The organism is Amycolatopsis nalaikhensis, assembly GCF_030264295.1.
Taxonomy (GTDB): domain Bacteria; phylum Actinomycetota; class Actinomycetes; order Mycobacteriales; family Pseudonocardiaceae; genus Amycolatopsis; species Amycolatopsis nalaikhensis.
The window spans coordinates 8211867-8228687 of the sequence record NZ_CP127173.1 but is presented as its reverse complement, the minus strand read 5'-3'; the positions used below and the strand labels follow the sequence as shown (position 1 = coordinate 8228687).

The 16821-nt window shown below is 72.6% G+C and carries 23 protein-coding genes; 16 read left to right on the top strand and 7 right to left on the bottom strand.

The window, feature by feature from the left end; genetic code table 11:
* The first annotated feature begins 36 nt into the window (after window positions 1-36).
* The 6 genes from QP939_RS40145 to QP939_RS40120 all read left to right on the top strand — a co-directional run bounded on the left by QP939_RS40145 (window position 37) and on the right by QP939_RS40120 (window position 4053).
* A complete protein-coding gene (locus QP939_RS40145; protein ID WP_285451774.1) occupies window positions 37-660 on the top strand; it encodes a TetR/AcrR family transcriptional regulator in 624 nt (207 codons plus the stop codon).
* An 80-nt stretch (window positions 661-740) separates the two neighbouring features.
* Window positions 741-2258 carry an FAD-dependent monooxygenase gene (locus QP939_RS40140; protein WP_285451773.1) on the top strand — a complete coding sequence of 506 codons (1518 nt, stop codon included), beginning with the start codon at window positions 741-743 and terminating at the stop codon, window positions 2256-2258.
* 26 nt (window positions 2259-2284) lie between these two features.
* Window positions 2285-2671 carry a VOC family protein gene (locus QP939_RS40135; protein ID WP_285451772.1) on the top strand — a complete coding sequence of 129 codons (387 nt, stop codon included), beginning with the start codon at window positions 2285-2287 and terminating at the stop codon, window positions 2669-2671.
* Window positions 2671-2991: a metalloregulator ArsR/SmtB family transcription factor gene (locus QP939_RS40130; RefSeq protein ID WP_285451771.1), complete on the top strand. Its 321-nt coding sequence runs from the start codon at window positions 2671-2673 to the stop codon at window positions 2989-2991. Before QP939_RS40135 ends, QP939_RS40130 begins: the two co-directional genes overlap by 1 nt.
* Window positions 2988-3464, top strand: a complete 477-nt coding sequence (locus QP939_RS40125) for an SRPBCC family protein (RefSeq protein ID WP_285451770.1) — start codon at window positions 2988-2990, stop codon at window positions 3462-3464. Before QP939_RS40130 ends, QP939_RS40125 begins: the two co-directional genes overlap by 4 nt.
* On the top strand, window positions 3445-4053 hold the full coding sequence (locus tag QP939_RS40120; RefSeq protein ID WP_285451768.1) for a TetR/AcrR family transcriptional regulator: 609 nt from the start codon (window positions 3445-3447) through the stop codon (window positions 4051-4053). The genes QP939_RS40125 and QP939_RS40120 overlap by 20 nt, the downstream gene beginning before the upstream one ends.
* On the opposite strand, the gene QP939_RS40115 is transcribed toward QP939_RS40120, so the two are convergent.
* The gene (locus QP939_RS40115) at window positions 4033-4809 is read right to left on the bottom strand and encodes an SGNH/GDSL hydrolase family protein (RefSeq protein WP_285451767.1); all 777 of its coding nucleotides are present in this window, start codon (window positions 4807-4809) and stop codon (window positions 4033-4035) included. The genes QP939_RS40120 and QP939_RS40115 overlap by 21 nt on opposite strands.
* Window positions 4810-4832: 23 nt before the next feature.
* Window positions 4833-5756, bottom strand: a complete 924-nt coding sequence (locus QP939_RS40110; RefSeq protein WP_285451765.1) for an Lrp/AsnC family transcriptional regulator — start codon at window positions 5754-5756, stop codon at window positions 4833-4835.
* 167 nt (window positions 5757-5923) lie between these two features.
* On the opposite strand from QP939_RS40110, the gene QP939_RS40105 reads away from it, so the two are divergent.
* Entirely contained in the window at window positions 5924-7426 is a 1503-nt protein-coding gene (locus QP939_RS40105) for a peptide MFS transporter (protein WP_285451762.1), read from the top strand.
* Window positions 7423-8631: a metal-dependent hydrolase family protein gene (locus QP939_RS40100; protein ID WP_285451761.1), complete on the top strand. Its 1209-nt coding sequence runs from the start codon at window positions 7423-7425 to the stop codon at window positions 8629-8631. The genes QP939_RS40105 and QP939_RS40100 overlap by 4 nt, the downstream gene beginning before the upstream one ends.
* Here QP939_RS40100 and QP939_RS40095 read toward each other — a convergent pair.
* Entirely contained in the window at window positions 8621-9130 is a 510-nt protein-coding gene (locus tag QP939_RS40095; RefSeq protein ID WP_285451759.1) for a CGNR zinc finger domain-containing protein, read from the bottom strand. The two genes, QP939_RS40100 and QP939_RS40095, sit on opposite strands and share 11 nt — an antisense overlap.
* A 25-nt stretch (window positions 9131-9155) precedes the next feature.
* On the opposite strand from QP939_RS40095, the gene QP939_RS40090 reads away from it, so the two are divergent.
* Window positions 9156-9326 carry a hypothetical protein gene (locus QP939_RS40090; RefSeq protein ID WP_285451758.1) on the top strand — a complete coding sequence of 57 codons (171 nt, stop codon included), beginning with the start codon at window positions 9156-9158 and terminating at the stop codon, window positions 9324-9326.
* Between the two features lie 61 nt (window positions 9327-9387).
* On the opposite strand, the gene QP939_RS40085 is transcribed toward QP939_RS40090, so the two are convergent.
* Window positions 9388-10416, bottom strand: coding sequence for a site-specific integrase (locus QP939_RS40085; protein ID WP_285451757.1), 1029 nt, complete (start codon window positions 10414-10416; stop codon window positions 9388-9390).
* Between the two features lie 95 nt (window positions 10417-10511).
* Between QP939_RS40085 and QP939_RS40080 the strand changes: the two genes are divergently transcribed.
* The 6 genes from QP939_RS40080 (at window position 10512) to QP939_RS40055 (ending at window position 14476) form a co-directional block, all read left to right on the top strand.
* Window positions 10512-10856, top strand: coding sequence for a YciI family protein (locus tag QP939_RS40080; protein WP_285451756.1), 345 nt, complete (start codon window positions 10512-10514; stop codon window positions 10854-10856).
* Window positions 10853-12055, top strand: a complete 1203-nt coding sequence (locus QP939_RS40075) for an RNA polymerase sigma factor (protein ID WP_285451755.1) — start codon at window positions 10853-10855, stop codon at window positions 12053-12055. Before QP939_RS40080 ends, QP939_RS40075 begins: the two co-directional genes overlap by 4 nt.
* 168 nt (window positions 12056-12223) lie before the next feature.
* The gene (locus tag QP939_RS40070; protein WP_285451753.1) at window positions 12224-13246 is read left to right on the top strand and encodes a coiled-coil domain-containing protein; all 1023 of its coding nucleotides are present in this window, start codon (window positions 12224-12226) and stop codon (window positions 13244-13246) included.
* Between the two features lie 39 nt (window positions 13247-13285).
* Window positions 13286-13633, top strand: coding sequence for an ArsR/SmtB family transcription factor (locus tag QP939_RS40065; RefSeq protein ID WP_285451752.1), 348 nt, complete (start codon window positions 13286-13288; stop codon window positions 13631-13633).
* Complete coding sequence (locus QP939_RS40060) at window positions 13630-14061, top strand: SRPBCC domain-containing protein (RefSeq protein WP_285451751.1); 432 nt, start codon at window positions 13630-13632, stop codon at window positions 14059-14061. The genes QP939_RS40065 and QP939_RS40060 overlap by 4 nt, the downstream gene beginning before the upstream one ends.
* A gap of 211 nt (window positions 14062-14272) precedes the next feature.
* Window positions 14273-14476 carry a YybH family protein gene (locus QP939_RS40055; RefSeq protein ID WP_285451749.1) on the top strand — a complete coding sequence of 68 codons (204 nt, stop codon included), beginning with the start codon at window positions 14273-14275 and terminating at the stop codon, window positions 14474-14476.
* On the opposite strand, the gene QP939_RS40050 is transcribed toward QP939_RS40055, so the two are convergent.
* A complete protein-coding gene (locus QP939_RS40050; RefSeq protein WP_285451748.1) occupies window positions 14457-15401 on the bottom strand; it encodes an AraC family transcriptional regulator in 945 nt (314 codons plus the stop codon). The two genes, QP939_RS40055 and QP939_RS40050, sit on opposite strands and share 20 nt — an antisense overlap.
* 110 nt (window positions 15402-15511) lie before the next feature.
* Between QP939_RS40050 and QP939_RS40045 the strand changes: the two genes are divergently transcribed.
* Window positions 15512-15958 (top strand): anthrone oxygenase family protein, encoded by a 447-nt coding sequence (locus QP939_RS40045; protein WP_285451747.1) that lies wholly within the window; start codon window positions 15512-15514, stop codon window positions 15956-15958.
* 41 nt (window positions 15959-15999) lie between these two features.
* Here the strand turns inward: QP939_RS40045 and QP939_RS40040 are convergent, their stop codons facing one another.
* Together QP939_RS40040 and QP939_RS40035 are read right to left on the bottom strand one after the other, a co-directional pair.
* A complete protein-coding gene (locus QP939_RS40040; protein ID WP_285451746.1) occupies window positions 16000-16485 on the bottom strand; it encodes a GyrI-like domain-containing protein in 486 nt (161 codons plus the stop codon).
* Window positions 16485-16820, bottom strand: coding sequence for a YciI family protein (locus QP939_RS40035; RefSeq protein ID WP_285451745.1), 336 nt, complete (start codon window positions 16818-16820; stop codon window positions 16485-16487). The genes QP939_RS40040 and QP939_RS40035 overlap by 1 nt, the downstream gene beginning before the upstream one ends.
* Window position 16821: the final 1 nt, after the last annotated feature.

The following is a 16821-nucleotide window of genomic DNA, read 5'->3' as shown; positions in this document are numbered from 1 at the left end:
CTTTGCAGAGTTGGCAAGTTTCGGTACGGTGGAGTTGTGGACATCGACGGCGCCGGACTCCGGGAGCGCAAGAAGCAGGCGACGCGGATCGCGCTGAGCTGGGCGGCGATCCGGCTGACCGTCGAACGCGGCCTGGACAACGTCCGGGTCGAAGACATCGCGGCGGCCGCCGGGGTGTCCACCCGCACGTTCAGCAACTACTTCGGCAGCAAGGGCGAAGCGATCGTGGCCCGCCACCACGACCGGGCCCGCGCGATCGCCGCGGCGCTGCGGGAGCGCCCGGCGGACGAGCCGATCTGGACGGCCATCACCCACGCCGCGCTGGCCGGGTTCGCCCTCGGCGAGCCGGTCACCGAGGGGCGGCCGCCGGACCGCTCGTGGGTCGAAGGGCTCCGGCTGATGGTCGCGGAACCCGCGCTGCAGAGCGAGTTCCAGAAGGCCGGGGCGGCGGCCGAGGCCGAGATCGCCCTCGTCGTCGCCGAACGCACCGGCACGGACGCCGCCACCGACGTCTACCCACGGCTCGTCGCCGGTGTCGTCGGAGCGGCGCTGAGCGTGGTCACGCAGCAGTGGCTGGTCACCGATCCGCCGCGGCCGATGGAAGACCTGCTGCGCGACGTCTTCGGCCGGCTCGCCGCAGGCTTGCCCGAACCCCGCTAGTCCCCGCGTCACCAGGACGCCCGCACCGGACGGGCTGCTTCGCCATGCCCATTTTTCCTGCCACCGCAAGGAGTTCCGCCATGGAAGACGTCGTCATCGCCGGTGCCGGGCCCAACGGCCTGATGCTCGCCTGCGAGCTCGCCCTCGCCGGCATCCGCCCGCTGGTCCTGGAACGGCTGCCCGAACCGACCACCGAAAACCGCGCCAACGGCCTCGTCGGCCAGGTCGTCCGCCTCCTCGACCGCCGCGGCCTGCACGAGCGGCTCGCCGGCCCGATCGGCCCGCCCGCCCCGGCCTTCGTCTTCGGGGCGATGCGCTTGGACCTCACCCTGGCCGAGCACAACTCGCTGCACATCCTCGGTGTGCCGCAGCGCGAAGTCGCGGCCATGCTCACCGAACGCGCCGGGGAACTCGGCGTCGAAATCCGCCGCGGCCACGCCCTCACCGGTCTGGCCCAGGGCACCGACGCCGTCACGATCGACGTCGAAGGCCCGGACGGCGGCTATCGGCTCGACGCCCGGTACCTCGTCGGCGCGGACGGCGGCCGCAGCGTCACGCGCAAGCTCTCGGGCATCGGCTTCCCCGGCGTCACCGAGGACCGCACCCTCTCCTGCACCGCGCACGCCACCGTGCCCGCCGACCTCGTCGACCCGATGACCGGCGAGCTGCGGGTGGCCGGGCACGTGATCCCGCCGTTCTTCCACTACCGCACCGAAACCGGGCTCTTCGTGCACGCGCCGTTCCCCACCGGGAACCTCGTCACGACGATGGAGTGGACCGACGACGAGATCGACGAAGACCGCCCGATGACCCTCGAGGAGATGGCCGAGAGCATCCGCCGGGTGCTCGGCACCGACCTGCCGATCGGGCCACCCGAAGGCGACGGGCCGCACCTGCTGCGGCGGCTGCGCGGGCGCAACACCCGGCTGGCCGACCACTTCCGCGCCGGACGCGTGCTGCTCGTCGGCGACGCGGCGCACGTCCACTCCGCGATCGGCGGGCCCGGGCTCAACCTCGGGCTGCAGGACGCGGTCGGCCTCGGCTGGAAGCTCGCCGCCGAGCTGCACGGCTGGGCCCCGCCCGGGCTGCTCGACACCTACGAGCGCGAACGCCGCCCGGTCGCCGAGCGCGTCGTCATGCACACCCAGGCCCAGGCCGCGCTGATCACCCCGGGCGGTGACGTCACGGCCCTGCGCGAACTGTTCGGCGAACTGCTGCGGCAGCCGTCCACCGTGCAGCACATCGCCGACCTCATGTCCGGCGCCGACGTCCGCTACGAGGCGGCCACCGGCCACCCGCTCGACGGCCGCTGGGCCCCGGACCTCGTGCTGGCCGACGGTACCCGGCTCGCCGAGCTGACCCGCACCGCCCGGCCGCTGCTGCTGGACTTCACGGCGTCACTCGGCGAGGAGCTGCGCGGCTGGACCGACCGCGTCGACCTCGTCGAGGGCAAGGCGGACGGCGACGCGACCGCACTGCTCGTGCGTCCCGACGGGTACGTGGCCTGGGCGTCGAGCTCGTCGGAGCCGGACGAGACCGAGCGGAAGGCCCTGCGCGCGGCCCTCGAACGGTGGTTCGGGACCCCGCTTGACGTGTAGGAGATTTCCTACGTATTGTCGGCGGCATGACGATCACCCACGTGCAGTTCCTGACCCTGCCCGTCGCCGACCACGCCCGGGCGCGGGACTTCTACGTCGGCAAGCTCGGCTTCGACGCCCTCGTCGACCGCCGCACGCCCGAAGGCGGCCGGTTCGTGATGGTGGCGCCGAAAGGCGCGCAGACCGGCATCGTGCTGACCGACCAGCCGGTCACCGGGATCGAGCCGGGCCCGCGGCACTTCCAGCTGCAGACCACCGACCTCGACGCCGACGTCGCCGCGCTGCGGGCCGCCGGCGTCGAGGTGGCCGACCCGGAAGACCGGCCGTGGGGCCGCGCGACGTCGTTGCGCGACCTCGACGGCCACACGCTCGGCCTGCTGGAGCCGAGCGACTTCGGGGCCGTGCCGCGCTGATGCCGGTCAACGACGACGTGTTCGCCGCGCTCGCCAGCCCGGCGCGGCGCGAGGTGCTGCGGCTGCTGCTCGACGGCCCGATGGCCGCCGGCGCCATCGCCGAGCGGTTTTCGATGGCCCGGCCCAGCCTGTCGGAACACCTTCGGGTGCTTCGCCAGGCCGGGCTGGTCAGCGAGCAGCGGCAGGGCCGCAACCGCGTCTACCGTTTGGACGCCGCCCCGCTGGAAGAGGTCGCGGACTGGCTCACGCCGTACGAGCGCTTCTGGCGCAGCAAGCTCGCCAACCTGCGTGACCTGCTGGACGAAGAGGAGGACCTGTGACGGCCGAGGACCCGACCGCGATCCACGTCGACCAGTTCCTCGCCCACCCGCCCCGCAAGGTCTGGCGCGCGCTGACCGAGCCGGACCTGCTGGAGCGCTGGATCAACATGCCCAACGACATCAAACCCGTGGTGGGCCACCGGTTCGAGCTGCTCGCCGAGCCGGTGCCCGCGGCCGGGTTCGCCGGCGGCCCGGTGGCGTGCGAAGTCCTCGAAGTCGAGACCGAGCGCACCCTGAGCATCCGCTGGGGTCCGCAGTGGACGGTGACGTGGCGGCTGGTCCCGGAAGGCACCGGGACCTGGCTGTTCCTCAGCCACGAGGGCTTCGACCCGGACGACGAGTTCCAGCGCGTGTCGCGGCGGATCATGGGCGGCGGCTGGCGATCCCACGTGCCGCGCGCGCTGGCCCGGTTGCTGGACACGCTGCCGGACGCGCCCCCGTTACCATCGGGTGGTGACCCCCGCCGCCGCTGACCCCGCCGACTCGAAGCCCTTGCGCGCCGACGCCCGGCGCAACCGGGCGCGCGTGCTGGAGGCGGCCGAGAGCGTGTTCGCCGCCAAGGGCACCGGGGCCCCCACCGAGGAGGTCGCGCGCGCGGCCGGCGTCGGCATCGGCACCGTGTTCCGGCACTTCCCGACGAAGGAAGCCCTCCTCGAAGCGGTGCTCGTCGCCCGGCTGCAGCGGTTCGCCGACGAGGCCGAAGCCGTCGTCGCGGCGGACTCGGCCGACCCGGGCGACGCGTTCTTCGCGTTCCTGACCAGCTGGATCGAGATGTCCAGCGCCAAGAACGCCTACTTCGAGGCGCTCACCGCGGCCGGGGTCACCTTGCCGGTCGCGAAGTCCGGCATCGGGGCCCGCCTCGTCGAGGCCCTCGGCGTGCTGCTGTCGCGGGCGCAGGACGCGGGCGCGGTCCGGAAGGACCTCGTCGCCGGCGAGCTGATCACGGTGATCATCGGGGTCGCGCGGGCGGCCGAGTACGCCGGCCCGGACGCGCGCCTGCGCGACCGCGTCGTCGAAATCCTCTTCGACGGCCTCCGCCCGTCAACGGGGGAGCGGCGCTGAGCCGACCGGCTCCAGCGTCGGGCGCTTCGCGGTCATCGTGTCCCCGGAGGACTCGCCCCGCAGGCGCCGCCGCACCCACGGCAACGCGTGTTCCTGCGCCCACTGGAGGTTCTGGCGACGGCGGGCGGCCGGGCTGAGCACCTCGCGCGGCCCGAGTTCGGCTCCGGTGAGCGGGTGCTCGACCCCGAGCGCGGCCAGCACGGCGATGGCGACCTCGGTGTGGCCGAAGGCGTTGAGGTGCAGCCGGTCCGGCGCCCAGAGCCGCCGGTCGCGCAGCTGCCGCATCGCCCACATGTCCACGAGCAGCGCGCCGTGGCGGGCGGCGATGCCGCGGACGAACTCGTTGTAGATCGCGACCCGGCCGCGCATCTTCCGGAAGAGCGCGTCTTCGACCCCGTCGACCCCGGTGAACAGCACGAGCCGGGCCCCGGTGCCGCGGATCCGGGCGACGGCGGCCTCGTAGTCGGCCATCAGGCGGTCGATGTCGACCTTGGGGCGCATGAGGTCGTTGCCGCCGGCGTAGAGGGTGACGAGGTCGGGCGCCAGGGCGAGGGCGGGCTCGAGCTGTTCGGCGAGCACCTGCCCCAGCAGCTTGCCGCGGATGGCGAGGTTGGCGTAGCGGAAGTCCGGCTCGCGGGTGGCGAGCTGTTCGGCCGTGCGGTCGGCCCAGCCGCGTACCCCGTTCGGGGCGGCCGGGTCGTCGTCCCCGACGCCTTCGGTGAACGAGTCCCCCAATGCCACTAAGCGCCTGCTCATGTCGGTCAGTTTAAGCACGCCGATCAGGCCGGTGGCACCGCCCGGTCGTTCTCCTCCTTGATGGCCCGCAGGTGCGTCCACGCCTCGACGGTCCGCACCCCCGGCAGTGCCCGCAGGCGTTCCAGCGTCGCCAGCACTTCGTCGAGCGAGCCGACGCGGATCGTGCCGATCGCGTCGCACCAGCCGGCTCCGGTGGCGAGGCAGTCGATCTCGGCCAGGCCCGCGACCTTCCGGGCGACCGGTTCGGCGTCGCCGGTGAAGGTCAGCGCGAAGCCCATCGTGTAGGTCCGGCTCAGCGGGGTCAGCCGGACCAGGGCGCCGACGTGCACGACGCCCGCCTCGAGCAGCCGCAGCACCCGCACGCGCGTCGCGCCGGGTGACAGGCCCGTCAGGCTCGCGAGGTCGGCGAACGACGCGCGGCCGTCGGTCCGCAGGTGCTCGAGCAACGCGTGGTTGGCCGCGTCGAGGTCGATGTCCGCCAGCGGGCCGGGACTTTCCAGCGGCCCGGGCGGGAAGTACGGGTCCTTCCAGATGCGCAGGTAGGTCATCGTCTGCGCCGAGCGAACCCCGGGCACGGCCTGGACGCGGGCGAGACCGCGGGCGAACGCCGCCATGTCCGCCGCGCGCAGCTCGGCGGTGACGGCGAACCGGCCGGCGGTCGTGGTCACGAAGGAGACTTCGTCGATCTTGGCGACCTCGTCGGCGACCGGGCCCGCCGGGCCGTCGGTCTCGATGATCACGTGGCCCAGCTGGTGGAGCCCGAACACCGCGGGGTGGATCGCGCCGACCAGCCGGAGCGCGCCTTCGCGCAGCAGGCGCTGCACGCGGGCTTTCGTGGTCGAGCGCGCGAGGCCGACGACGCTCGCGAGGGTCTCGTAGGAAGCCCGGCCGTCGTCCTGCAGGGCACGGACGAGCCGCTCGTCGATCTCGTCCAGGTTCACGTCCACGGGGTCAACCTAGCGTGTCGTCGACGATCGGACCACGAGGACACGTCAACGAAGACGTAACGACGGGACTAGGCATGAACTATCGTCGAATCGTCTCTTGAACCACCGGGTGTGCGGATGTAACGTCTGCCGCCATCATCGGGTCGGCGCGAAGGGCGACGAAAACAATGGGGAGCAAGCCACCGGATCGGACGTTCTTCGGCCAGCCACGCGGCCTGGTCGGACTGTTCTTCGCCGAGGCGTGGGAACGGTTTTCCTACTACGGCATGCGCGCGTTGCTGCTGTTCTACATGACCGACCGGATCCTCGACGGCGGCCTCGGCATCGACTCGGGCAGCGCGAAGTCGATGATCGCGGTCTACGGTTCGGCCACCTACATGGCGGCGATCCTGGGCGGCTGGATCAGCGACCGGGTGCTCGGCGACCGGCGGGCGACGCTCACCGGTGGCGTGCTGATCATGTGCGGGCACATCTGCCTGGCGATCCCCGCCGGCGCGGGAGCGCTCTTCGCGTCGATGATCTTCATCGCGGGCGGCACCGGCCTGCTCAAGCCCACGATCTCCTCGTCGGTCGGCGACCTCTACGCCGCCGACGACCCGCGGCGCGACTCCGGTTTCAGCATCTACTACATGGGCATCAGCGTCGGGGCGGTCGCCGCGCCACTGGTCGTCGGCACCGTCGGCCAGGAGTACGACTACCACCTCGGCTTCGGCATCGCCGCGGTCGGCATGGCGCTCGGCCTGCTCGTCTACGTCCGCTCCCAGCACCACCTCAGCCCCCGCAGCAGTGCGCCGAAGAACCCCTTGCGGTTGAGTGACGCGCCGCGGTCGCGGGTGATCACGGTGTCCGCCGGGGTAGCCGCGCTCATCGGGGCGGTCGCGATCGCCGTCGCGACCGGGGTCCTCGACGCGGGCGGGATCGTGGACCTCATCAGCGTCGTCGCGATCGCCCTCCCGATCGCCTACTTCACCGTCATGCTGCGCAGCAAGCGCACGACCGCCGCCGAGCGGGCCCGGGTCCGCGGGTACATCCCCATGTTCGTCGCCGCCGTCGCGTTCTGGTGCATCCAGGAGCAGGGCGCGACGGTCATCGCCCAGTACGCGGACGAGAGCACCGACCTGGACGCGTTCGGGTTCGCGATCCCGGCGTCGTGGTTCCAGTCGGTCGGGTCTTTGGTACTGATCGTCCTGACGCCGGCGTTCGCGGTGATGTGGCTGCGGTTCGACCGGTCGCGGCGGGCGCCGTCGACGGCCCACAAGTTCGCCGTCGGCCTGGCGATCGCGGGCCTGTCGTACCTGCTGCTCGTGGTGCCGGCGCAGCATCCGGGCGCCACGAATCCACTGTGGCTGGTCGGCAGCCTGGCCGTGGTCACCGTGGGCGAGATGTGCCTGTCGCCGATCGGCCTGTCGGCGACGACGCGGCTGGCGCCCGCCGCGTTCGCCACCCAGACCATGGGGCTGTGGTTGTCGTCCAACGCGGCCGGTCAGGGCATCGGCGCCCAGCTGGTGAAGTTCTACGACGCCGGATCGGCGGCCGTCTACTTCGGACTGCTGGGCCTCGGCGCGGTCGTGCTCGCCGGGATCCTCTTCGCCATCGCCCCGTTGATCCGGCGGCAGGCCGAACGCCGCGAATCCACTGAGGACGCGAGCCTCGCCGGAGCCCAGCGGTGAAGCGCACGGTCTTCCGGGGCGGCACCGTCTACGACCCCGCGTCGCGGACCGCCGGTTCCGCCGACATCGCGGTCGAGGACGGGTGGATCGTCGACGTCGGCAGCGGCCTCGAGGGCGACGAGGAGGTCGACTGCACCGGCCGCGGGGTGCTGCCGGGGCTGATCGACTGCCACGTGCACCTGACGATGACCGGCTCGGACGTCTTCGAGAGCGTGCAGCAGCCGTTTTCGCTGCAGTTCTACGAAGGCGCCGTGAACATGGCGAAGACGCTCGCCGCCGGGGTGACGACGGTCCGGGACGCGGCGGGCGCGGACCTGGGCATGCGGGTCGCGCAGGAACGCGGGCTCGTGCCGGGCCCGCGCATGCAGGTCTCGCTGAACATGCTGAGCCAGACGGGTGGCCACGGCGATCCGTGGTGGCCGTCGACGTGCGTGGTGGACCTGCTGCCGCCGCACCCGGGCCGGCCACCGGTGATCGTGGACGGCCCCGAGGAGATCCGCCGCAAGATCCGGGAGCTGGTGCGCGCGGGCGCCGACGTCATCAAGGTCGCGACCAGCGGCGGAGTCGTGTCCAGCGGCGCCGGGCCGAAGATCCCGCACTTCCGCGACGACGAGATCGCGATGATGGTGACCGAAGCCTCCGCCGCCGGGCGGCACGTCATGGCGCACGCCCACGGCGAGGGCGCGAAGGCGGCGGTCCGCAACGGGGTCCGCTCCATCGAGCACGGTCACTTCCTCGACGACGAGACCCTGGCGATGATGGCCGAGCGCGGGACCTGGCTGGTGCCGACGCTCAGCGCGGGGGTCGGCCTGCGGCGTGCCCTCGAAGCGGGTGTCCCGTTCCCGGACCACATCGCCGAGAAGATCCGCGAGCGAGCGGGCGGCAGCGTGCGGCGGGCCGCCGAGGCGGGCGTCCGGATCGCGATGGGCACGGACGCGCCGTTGCTCCCGCACGGCGAGAACCTGCTGGAACTGGAGTTGCTGGTCGAGCAGGGGCTGTCCCCGGCCGACGCCCTGCACGCCGCGACGCTGTCGGCGGCCGAGCTGATGGGCGTGGCGGAGATGCTGGGCTCGCTGACCCCGGGCAAGCGCGCGGACCTCGTCGTCGTCGACGGCGACCCGCTGGACGTGCAGGACCTCGGCAACCGGATCGTGGCGGTGTACCAGGACGGCCGGGCGGTGCACGTCGCCCCGCCTAGGCGCTGACCTGCCGGGCCCGGTGGTCGGCGACGTGCACCCGGGTCGCGCACCGGGTCGAGCAGAACCGGCGTCGGCCGTTGCGGGAGGTGTCGACGTAGGCGGTGTCGCAGCCTTCGCGGTGGCAGATCCCGAGGCGGTCCGGGGCTTCGCACACCAGGTGAGCCAGCCCGCCCGCGGTGTACGCCCGGACCCGGCCGACCGGTCCGGCGTCGGCGGCCGAGTAGTGCAGGTGAGGTGGTTTGCCGTCGTGGGTCGTGATGTAGGGGCGGCAAGCCGCTTCGCCCAGCAGGTCGTTGACCAGACCGGGGCGCGCCGCGGGCTCGGCGGCGAACACCGGCCGCAGGCGGTGGGCCCACTCCGCGATCCGGGCCGCCTCGTCGTCGGTCAAGGCGGGGATGACCATGCCGTTGCGGACCATCCCGTCGAGCAGCTCGCTCGCGGAGCCCGCGTTCACCAGGTCGGCGGCCACGAGCGCGGCCGGGCCGCCGTAAGGGTTGAAGTGCACTGAACCATTACACCACGATCGGGGCATGAATTCAGAAGCCTGCCCCCGCTGCGGCTGGCCGCTGGCCGAACTGCCCGGCGCCGCGACCCGCCCCGCCACCCACCGGCTCGAGTACGTGCGCTGCGTGTGCGGAAGCTGGCTCGCCCGCCTCGACGGCGAGGTTGTCGGTGCGACCCAGGCCCGGCTGACCCGGTGAGGCAGTCGGCACAACCCGGCTCGGCTGCCCGGCGAGACCCGCACCAGGCGGACCCGCTCGCTCAGAGATCGAGCACACCTGCGGCGTTGTCGTTCCACTGGTCGACCCGCCGGATGTACTCGTAGAGCGCGCGGCTGCCGCGCACCCAGCGGCCCTGGTCGGCGATCGCGAGGTCGTCCGCTCCGGCCCGCCGGGCCTCGGTGGCGAACCCGGACCGCAGGGAATGCCCCGTCACCGGGTACGGCAGCCCAGCCCGGACCCCCGCCCGGGTCAGGATCTGGTTGACCCCCGTGGTGGTCAACGCGGGCTCGCCGACGTTGCCGTGCCGGTCGACCCGGCGGAACGCGGCGCCCTCGGTGATCCCGGCCCCGGACCGCCACGCGTGCCACGCCCGCACCGGGTCGGTGTCGGGGTTTTCCCGGCGCGGGACGACCATGTCGCCGGTGCTCTTGCCGTGCCGCACGGTCACCGACAGCCCCCGGTCGTCGACCGGCTGCACGTCCGTGACCAGCAGGTTCGCCAGGTCCGAGCAGCGCGCGGCGATCGGGAAGCCGATCAGCAGCATCGCCCGGTCGCGTGCGCCGGCGAGGGTGTCGGGGCAGGCCCGCGACATCGCTCGCAAATCCGCGAGCGTCACCATCGTGGCCTTGCCGCGGCCGCGCTGGATACCCTCGCGGGCCAAGCGCTGCCGGTACCCCTTCAGCGCCCGCCACGCTGCGCGGCTCGCCTCGGGATCGACGACGACCTTGTGGTGCCGGAGCCCGGCGAGTGCACCGGTGAGGCGTCGTTCGATCGTCGACGGCGCCGCCGGGGCGGCGCGTTCCGGGACCTCGGGCACCGTTCGCTCGTCCGGGCGCAGGGTGCGGCCGCGTTCCAGCCACACGACGAACCCCGTCAGCGCCCCGATCGACGCCGACAGCGTCGGGATCCCGGCTTCGGCGGTGTAGTCGCACCAGACCTGCCAGTCCTGGGCGTAGGCCTTGAGCGTGTTGGGCGGGCGCTGGTCCTCGACGTGCCGGGCGGCGGCTTCGTCCAGCAGCGCCAGCCGTTCCTGGGGACTCGCGTCGATCACCGGTTCCAGCTCGGGCACGCGCCGAGGTTACGGGAAGATGATCCCGGGACGCTGTCGATCCGGCCGGGTGCCGTTCGTGTCACCGGTGAACGCACCGACCCGAGGGAGACGTCATGAAGCAGTACCTGCTCAGCATCTACCAGCCCGACGGCCCGACCCCGCCGCCGGAAGTGCTCGACAAGGTGATGGCGAAGCTCGACACGCTCAACGCCGACCTCAAGGCCGCCGGGGCGTGGGTGTTCGCGGGCGGCCTGCACCCGCCGTCCACGGCCACCGTGCTGCGGGCGGCCGACGGCGAAACGCTCGTCACCGACGGCCCGTTCACCGAAGGCCGGGAGCACCTCGGCGGGTTCACGATCATCACCGCGCCCGACCTCGACGCGGCGCTCGAGTGGGGCGGCCGCCTCGCCGACGCCGTCGCCCCGCTGCCGGTCGAGGTGCGGCCGTTCGCCGGATGACCTCCGAGATCGAGCGGGTCTTCGCCGCGGAGTACGGCCGCGCGGTGTCGGTCCTGGTGCGCGTCTTCGGGAATATCGACGTCGCCGAAGAAGCCGTCCAGGACGCGTTCGCCGAAGCCGTCCGGCGGTGGCCGTCCGCCGGGCTCCCACCGAGCCCGGCGGGCTGGATCATCACCACCGCCCGCAACCGCGGAATCGACCGGCTCCGCCGCGAGGCCGTCCGGGCGGACAAGCACGCCCAAGCGGCGCTGCTGCACGCAGAGACTGAGCACGTGGAGGAGGGCGCCGTGCCCGACGAACGGCTCCGGCTGATCTTCACCTGCTGCCACCCGGCGCTGGCCCCGGCGGCTCAGGTCGCGTTGACGTTGCGGCTCCTCGGCGGCCTGACCACCGCGGAGATCGCGAGCGCGTTCCTGGTCGCCGAGCCCACGATGGCCCAGCGGATCGTCCGCGCGAAGAACAAGATCCGCGACGCCGGGATCCCGTACCGCGTCCCGCGCGACGCCGACCTGCCCGCCCGGCTGGCCGCGGTGCTGGGGGTGCTGTACCTGATCTTCACCGAGGGGTACGCGGCCAGCGCGGGGGAGGAGCTGGTCCGCGAAGACCTGTGCCGCGAGGCGATCCGGCTCGCCCGCGTCCTGGCCGCCCTGATGCCGGACGAGCCCGAGGTGTGGGGCCTGCTCGCGCTGATGCTCCTCATCGACGCCCGGCGCGCCACCCGCACCAGCCCCGACGGCGACCTGGTGCTGCTGGCCGACCAGGACCGCTCCCGCTGGGACAAGGACTTGATCGCCGAGGGCCACGAGATCGTCCGCCGGTGCCTGCGCCGCGGCCGTCCGGGGCCGTACCAGATCCAGGCGGCGATCCAGGCCGTCCACACCGACCCGCCGACGGACTGGACGCAGGTCAAGGCCCTGTACGACCAGCTGCTGGCCGTCACGCCGACACCGGTGGTGGCGCTGAACCGGGCGGTCGCGGTGGCCGAGGTCGACGGCCCGGCGGCGGGGCTGGCGCTGGTGGCGGACCTCGACCTGCCGCGGTTCCCGCTCTACCACGCGATCCGCGCGGATCTGCTCGAGCGGCTCGGCCGGGCGGAGGAGGCGGTGGCCGCGTACACGACGGCGATCGGTCTCACGCGCAACTCCGCCGAGCGGGCTCTCCTCGAACGCAAGCGCGCCGCGGCGTCAACCCGGGGTTGACGTCCGGGGGTACCCAGTTTTTCGGGGCCTGATTTCGCTCTCTCGGCGTCCTGGGCCGTCCTGAGTTGGGATATGTGACCTTATCCAAATTCAGTCCGTCATCGTGTTCTGTTCTGATTTTAAACAGTGCCTTCTAGTTCTGATCAGAAGCTTTGATAGGGTCTGATCATGACGGAAGACGCAGGTCAGACGCGGGTGTGCGAATACCGGCGATGTGGAGCGCCGCTGCCACCGGCGGTGGGACGGGGAAGCCGAGCACGCTTCTGTCAGGACGGGAAGACCTGGGGTCGCCGCAACCTCAGCTGCCGCGACGCCGAGGCCGTGCTGTCGGACGCCGAGTCGTTGCGGGAGAGCGACACAGAGCTGGACGACACCGCCGTCACGGCGCTGGCCGATCAGGTCGACCGGGTGCTCGAACCGGCCCAGGGGCTCATCGAGACGCTCACGACGCTGCGCCACCAGCTCGAGGCGACCACGGCCACCGCCCTCGCCGAACGGGACGCCGCCCTGGCCGAAGCCGACGACCACCGCCGTCAGCGCGGGCTCGCCGAAGCCGAAACCGCCCAGGCGAAGCGCGCGGCCGAGGAAGCTGTCGCCCAAGCCGAGGCCGCCGAGAAGGAGAAAGCCGCGGCCCTCCGGGAGCGCGACGAGGACCGCGCGGCCCGGCGCGCCGCCGTGCAGGAGCAGCAGCGAGCAGAAGGCCAGCTGGCGGCGGTCCGGGATGAGCTGGTGCGGGTCGCCGACCGGGCGGACGCCACCGCGGCTCTGGCCGGTGAGCGGGCCGCCACCATCGCCACGTTGACCGCCGAACTGACCGCCGTCCGCGCTGCGCTCGACGAGGAGCGCGAGCGGGCTCGGGCTGCCGCCTCGCGAGCCGAAGCGGCCGAGGCTCGGGCCGACGCCGCCACCGGACGGCTCGACGTCACCCGCGAAGAACTCGCCCAGGCAAAGCGGGCGCAAGAAGCTGCTCTCGAACGAGCGCGGGCCGACGCCGACCGGCTGCGTGCCGGGTTCGACCAGCGGTTGGCCGAGCTGCAGGCCGCGCACGAACAGACCGTCCGGTCGATGCACGAGACGACCACGAACCTCGGCGCCGAACTGCGGACCTGCACCGCCCGGGCCGACGCCGCCGAACGCGAGCTTGCCCAGGTGCTGGCCGAGATCCAGCCAGCGGACGAGACACTTAAGTAGTTACTTGACTATCGACGGGCCGAGGCATAACTTAAGTACATGCTTAACCATGATGAGTCGCTGGACCTGGTGTTCCGCGCGCTGGGCGACCGGACGCGGCGGGCGCTGGTGGAGCGGCTCGTGCGCGGTCCGGCGTCGGTCAGTGAGCTGGCCGAGCCACTGACCATGTCGCTGGCCGCGGTGGTGCAGCACCTCCAAGTGCTGGAGTCCGCCGGCATCGTGCGGTCGGAGAAGGTCGGCCGCGTGCGCACCTGCCGGATCGAGCCGGCTGTGCTGCGCGACGGCGAGCACTGGCTGGGGCGGCAGCGCACCACGTGGGAAGGCAGGCTCGACCGGCTCGGCGACTTCCTCGCCGGGCCCGGCACCTCGGAAGGGAGCACGTCATGACGGTCAAGCACGCCACCTTCACGCTGGAACGCACCTACCCCGCCCCGCGGGACCGGGTGTTCGCCGCGTGGGCCGACCCGGCGGCCAAGGCCCGCTGGTTCGTCCCGGACGGCGAGCACACGCTCGACTTCCGCGTCGGCGGGAAGGAAACCGTCGACGCCACGGGACCGGGCGGCACGGCCTTGTCGGTCGTCTCGACCTACCACGACGTCGTGCCGGAGCAGCGGATCGTCTACTCCTCGACGCTCAGCGGCGGCGACGCGCTCGCCACCGTCTCGGTCACCACGGTCGAGTTCGCCGACGAGGGCGGCGAGACGCGCGTCGTCCTCACCGAGCAGGGCACCTTCCTCGACGGCGCCGAGGACCCGGCGTGGCGCGAGCAGGGCACGGCGGACTGGCTGGACCGGCTGGCCGGGGAGCTCCGGTGACCGCCGCGGTGACCGCGCTCGTCGAAGAGCGAGCCGCGGCCGTGGCGGCGAAGGACATCGAGACGCTGGTCGCGCAGTACGCCGAGGACCTCGTCCTGTTCGACGCCCTCGATTCGTTGCGCGACACCGGCCGCGACGCCGAGCGCGCCCGCTGCGGACGTGGCTCGACGCCTACCGTTCGACGATCGACCTGCGGATCCGCGACCTCGAAGTGGTCGCCGGTGACGACGTCGCCTTCGCGCACTACCTGTTCCACGTCAGCGGCACGATGGTCGACGGCACCGAAGTACGGATGTGGGTGCGCTCCACGGTCGGGTTCCGCCGGGGCGGCGACGGCTGGAAAGTCGTGCACGAGCACAGTTCCGTGCCCTTCGACGGCACCACCGGCCAGGCGCTCATGACGCTCGAGCCCTGACCCGGTACCGCTGGGGACTGACGCCGAACTCGCGTTTGAAGGCGGCACTGAGCGCGAACGCGCTGCCGTAGCCGACCTGGTGGGCGATCGCCCCGATCGTGGCGTCCGGTTGCTGGCGCAGCAGGTCGGCGGCGAGGGCCAGGCGCCAGCCGGCGAGGTAGGCGATCGGGGGCTCGCCGACGAGGGCGGTGAACCGCCGGGCCAGCGCCGCCCGGGAGACGCCGGTGTCGGCGGCGAGCTTGGCGACGGTCCACGGTTCGGCGGGCTGGTGCTGCAGCAACCGGAGGGCGTGGCCGACGACGGGGTCCGCGTGGGCGCGGTACCAGGCGGGCGCGGAGGTGCCGGGCCGGTCGAACCAGGCCCGCAGCGCCGCGATCAGCAGCAGGTCGAGCAGGCGGTCCAGGACGGCTTCCTGGCCGGGCACGTCCTTGCCGATCTCGTCGGCGAGCAGCCCGGCCAGCGGCGTCGGCCAGTCGGCCGCGCGCAGGACGATCAGCGGGGGCAGGGCGGCGAGGAGCCGGTCGCTGAGTTCGCCTTCCATGCCGTAGGTGCCGGTGAGCAGGACGTCCGGGCCGTCGGTGCCGTGGCCCCAGGTGCGGACGCCGACGTGGGTGAGTTCGGTGAGGTGCCCGCCGTCGGGGGTGCGGCACTCCTGGCCGGGCAGGATGTGCGCCTGCGGCGGGGTTTCGGGGTGGTCGGCGACGACGTACGGGTCGGGGCCGCGAGCGATCGCGACGTCGCCTTCGCCGATGAGGACCGCGTCGCCGGTGTCGGGCACGATCCACGCCCGGCCGCGCACGGCCGAGACGACGGTCAGCGGCGCCCGGTCCTCGATCCGCAGCGACCACGGCGGGGTCAGCACCGAGCGCAGCAGGAACGCGCCGTGGGCGCGGGGTCCGTCCAGCAGTGCGGCGAGCGGGTCCATGGACGGCGAGTGTAGACGCTGAAACATGCCATCGAGGTTGTGAACCATGGAGAGTCTCACGTGGGCCTGTTTGACTCGACGTCGTGACGACGATCGTGAGGGAGAGACCGATGTCCACAGTGGTACTGGTGGCCGCCCTGGTCGCGGCCGGGCTGATCGCCGGGTTGTTCTACGCCTACGCGTGTTCGGTGATGCCGGGGCTGGCACGCGCCGACGACAAGACGTTCGTGGAGGGCATGCGCGGGATCAACGTCGCGATCGTCAACCCGGTCTTTCTCGCGACGTTCCTCGGCGCGCCGCTGCTGGCGGGCGTGGCCGTGTTCCTGAAGCCGGGCCCGTGGGTGATCGCCGGGTTCGCGCTGCTGGTGGCGATGGTGGTGATCACCGGGGTGGTGAACATCCCGCTGAACAACGCACTGGAGAACGGCGGCGACGACTACGCGGCCCTGCGCGCCCGGTTCGAGACGGTGTGGGTGCGCTGGAACATCGTGCGTGCGGTGGTGAGCACGGCCGGGTTCGCCTGCCTCGTCGCGGCCGTGGTCACCCGGCGGTCGTGAGTGGCGATTCGGGTTCTAACCCGAATCGCCACTCACGACGGCTAGTCGTCGAGGCGGAACAGCAGGTCGGTCACCCACCGCGTGGGGTCGGGCTCTTCGCGCGGGTCGGTGCGCAGCACTTCCAGGCGGCCGCCCCACTCCTCGCCGTCGGGGCCTTCGCGGCGGTCCCACACCAAGCCCTCGGCCTCGCCCCAGGCGAGCACCGACGCGGTCGCGGCGGCCAGGCCGTCGGGCGCGCCGACGTAGGTGTCGAGGACGTACCTCCCGGCCGGGACCTCGTCGAGGAAGGCAGGCTCGTCCGGGGTGAACTCGCCGTCGATCGGGACGGCGGCTTCGACGGTGAACCGCATCCCGGGGTGGAGTACCCGGTAGCGGAAGAACGGCGGCCCGGCCGGGGTGACGCCGCGTGCGGCCAAACCACCGATCAGCGGGGGCAGGCGGTCGGCGATGCGCGGGAACTCCGGGATGGCGAGGGTGGCGCGCTCGGCGACGTAGCGCTGGGCGGGCCGGTCGATGACGGTGGGCATCAGGCGAAGTCCTCCGGGCCCAGGATCGGGCGGACCTCGATGCTGCCGTAGGTCGCCGCGGGGTGGCGGGCGGCGATGGCGAGTGCTTCGTCGAGGTCTTCGCAGTCGAGGACGACGTAGCCGCCGATCTGTTCCTTGGCCTCGGTGAACGGCCCGTCGGTGAGCAGGACTTCGCCGTCGCGGACGCGGATCGTGGTCGCCTCCGAAGGCGGGCGGAGACCACCGCCGCCGCGGATCTTGCCCTGGCGCTCCAGTTCCTCACCCCAGCCGTCACAGCCGTCGTTCTGGTGTTCCGCGGCGGACTCGTCACCGGCGATCATCAGCAGGTATTGCATG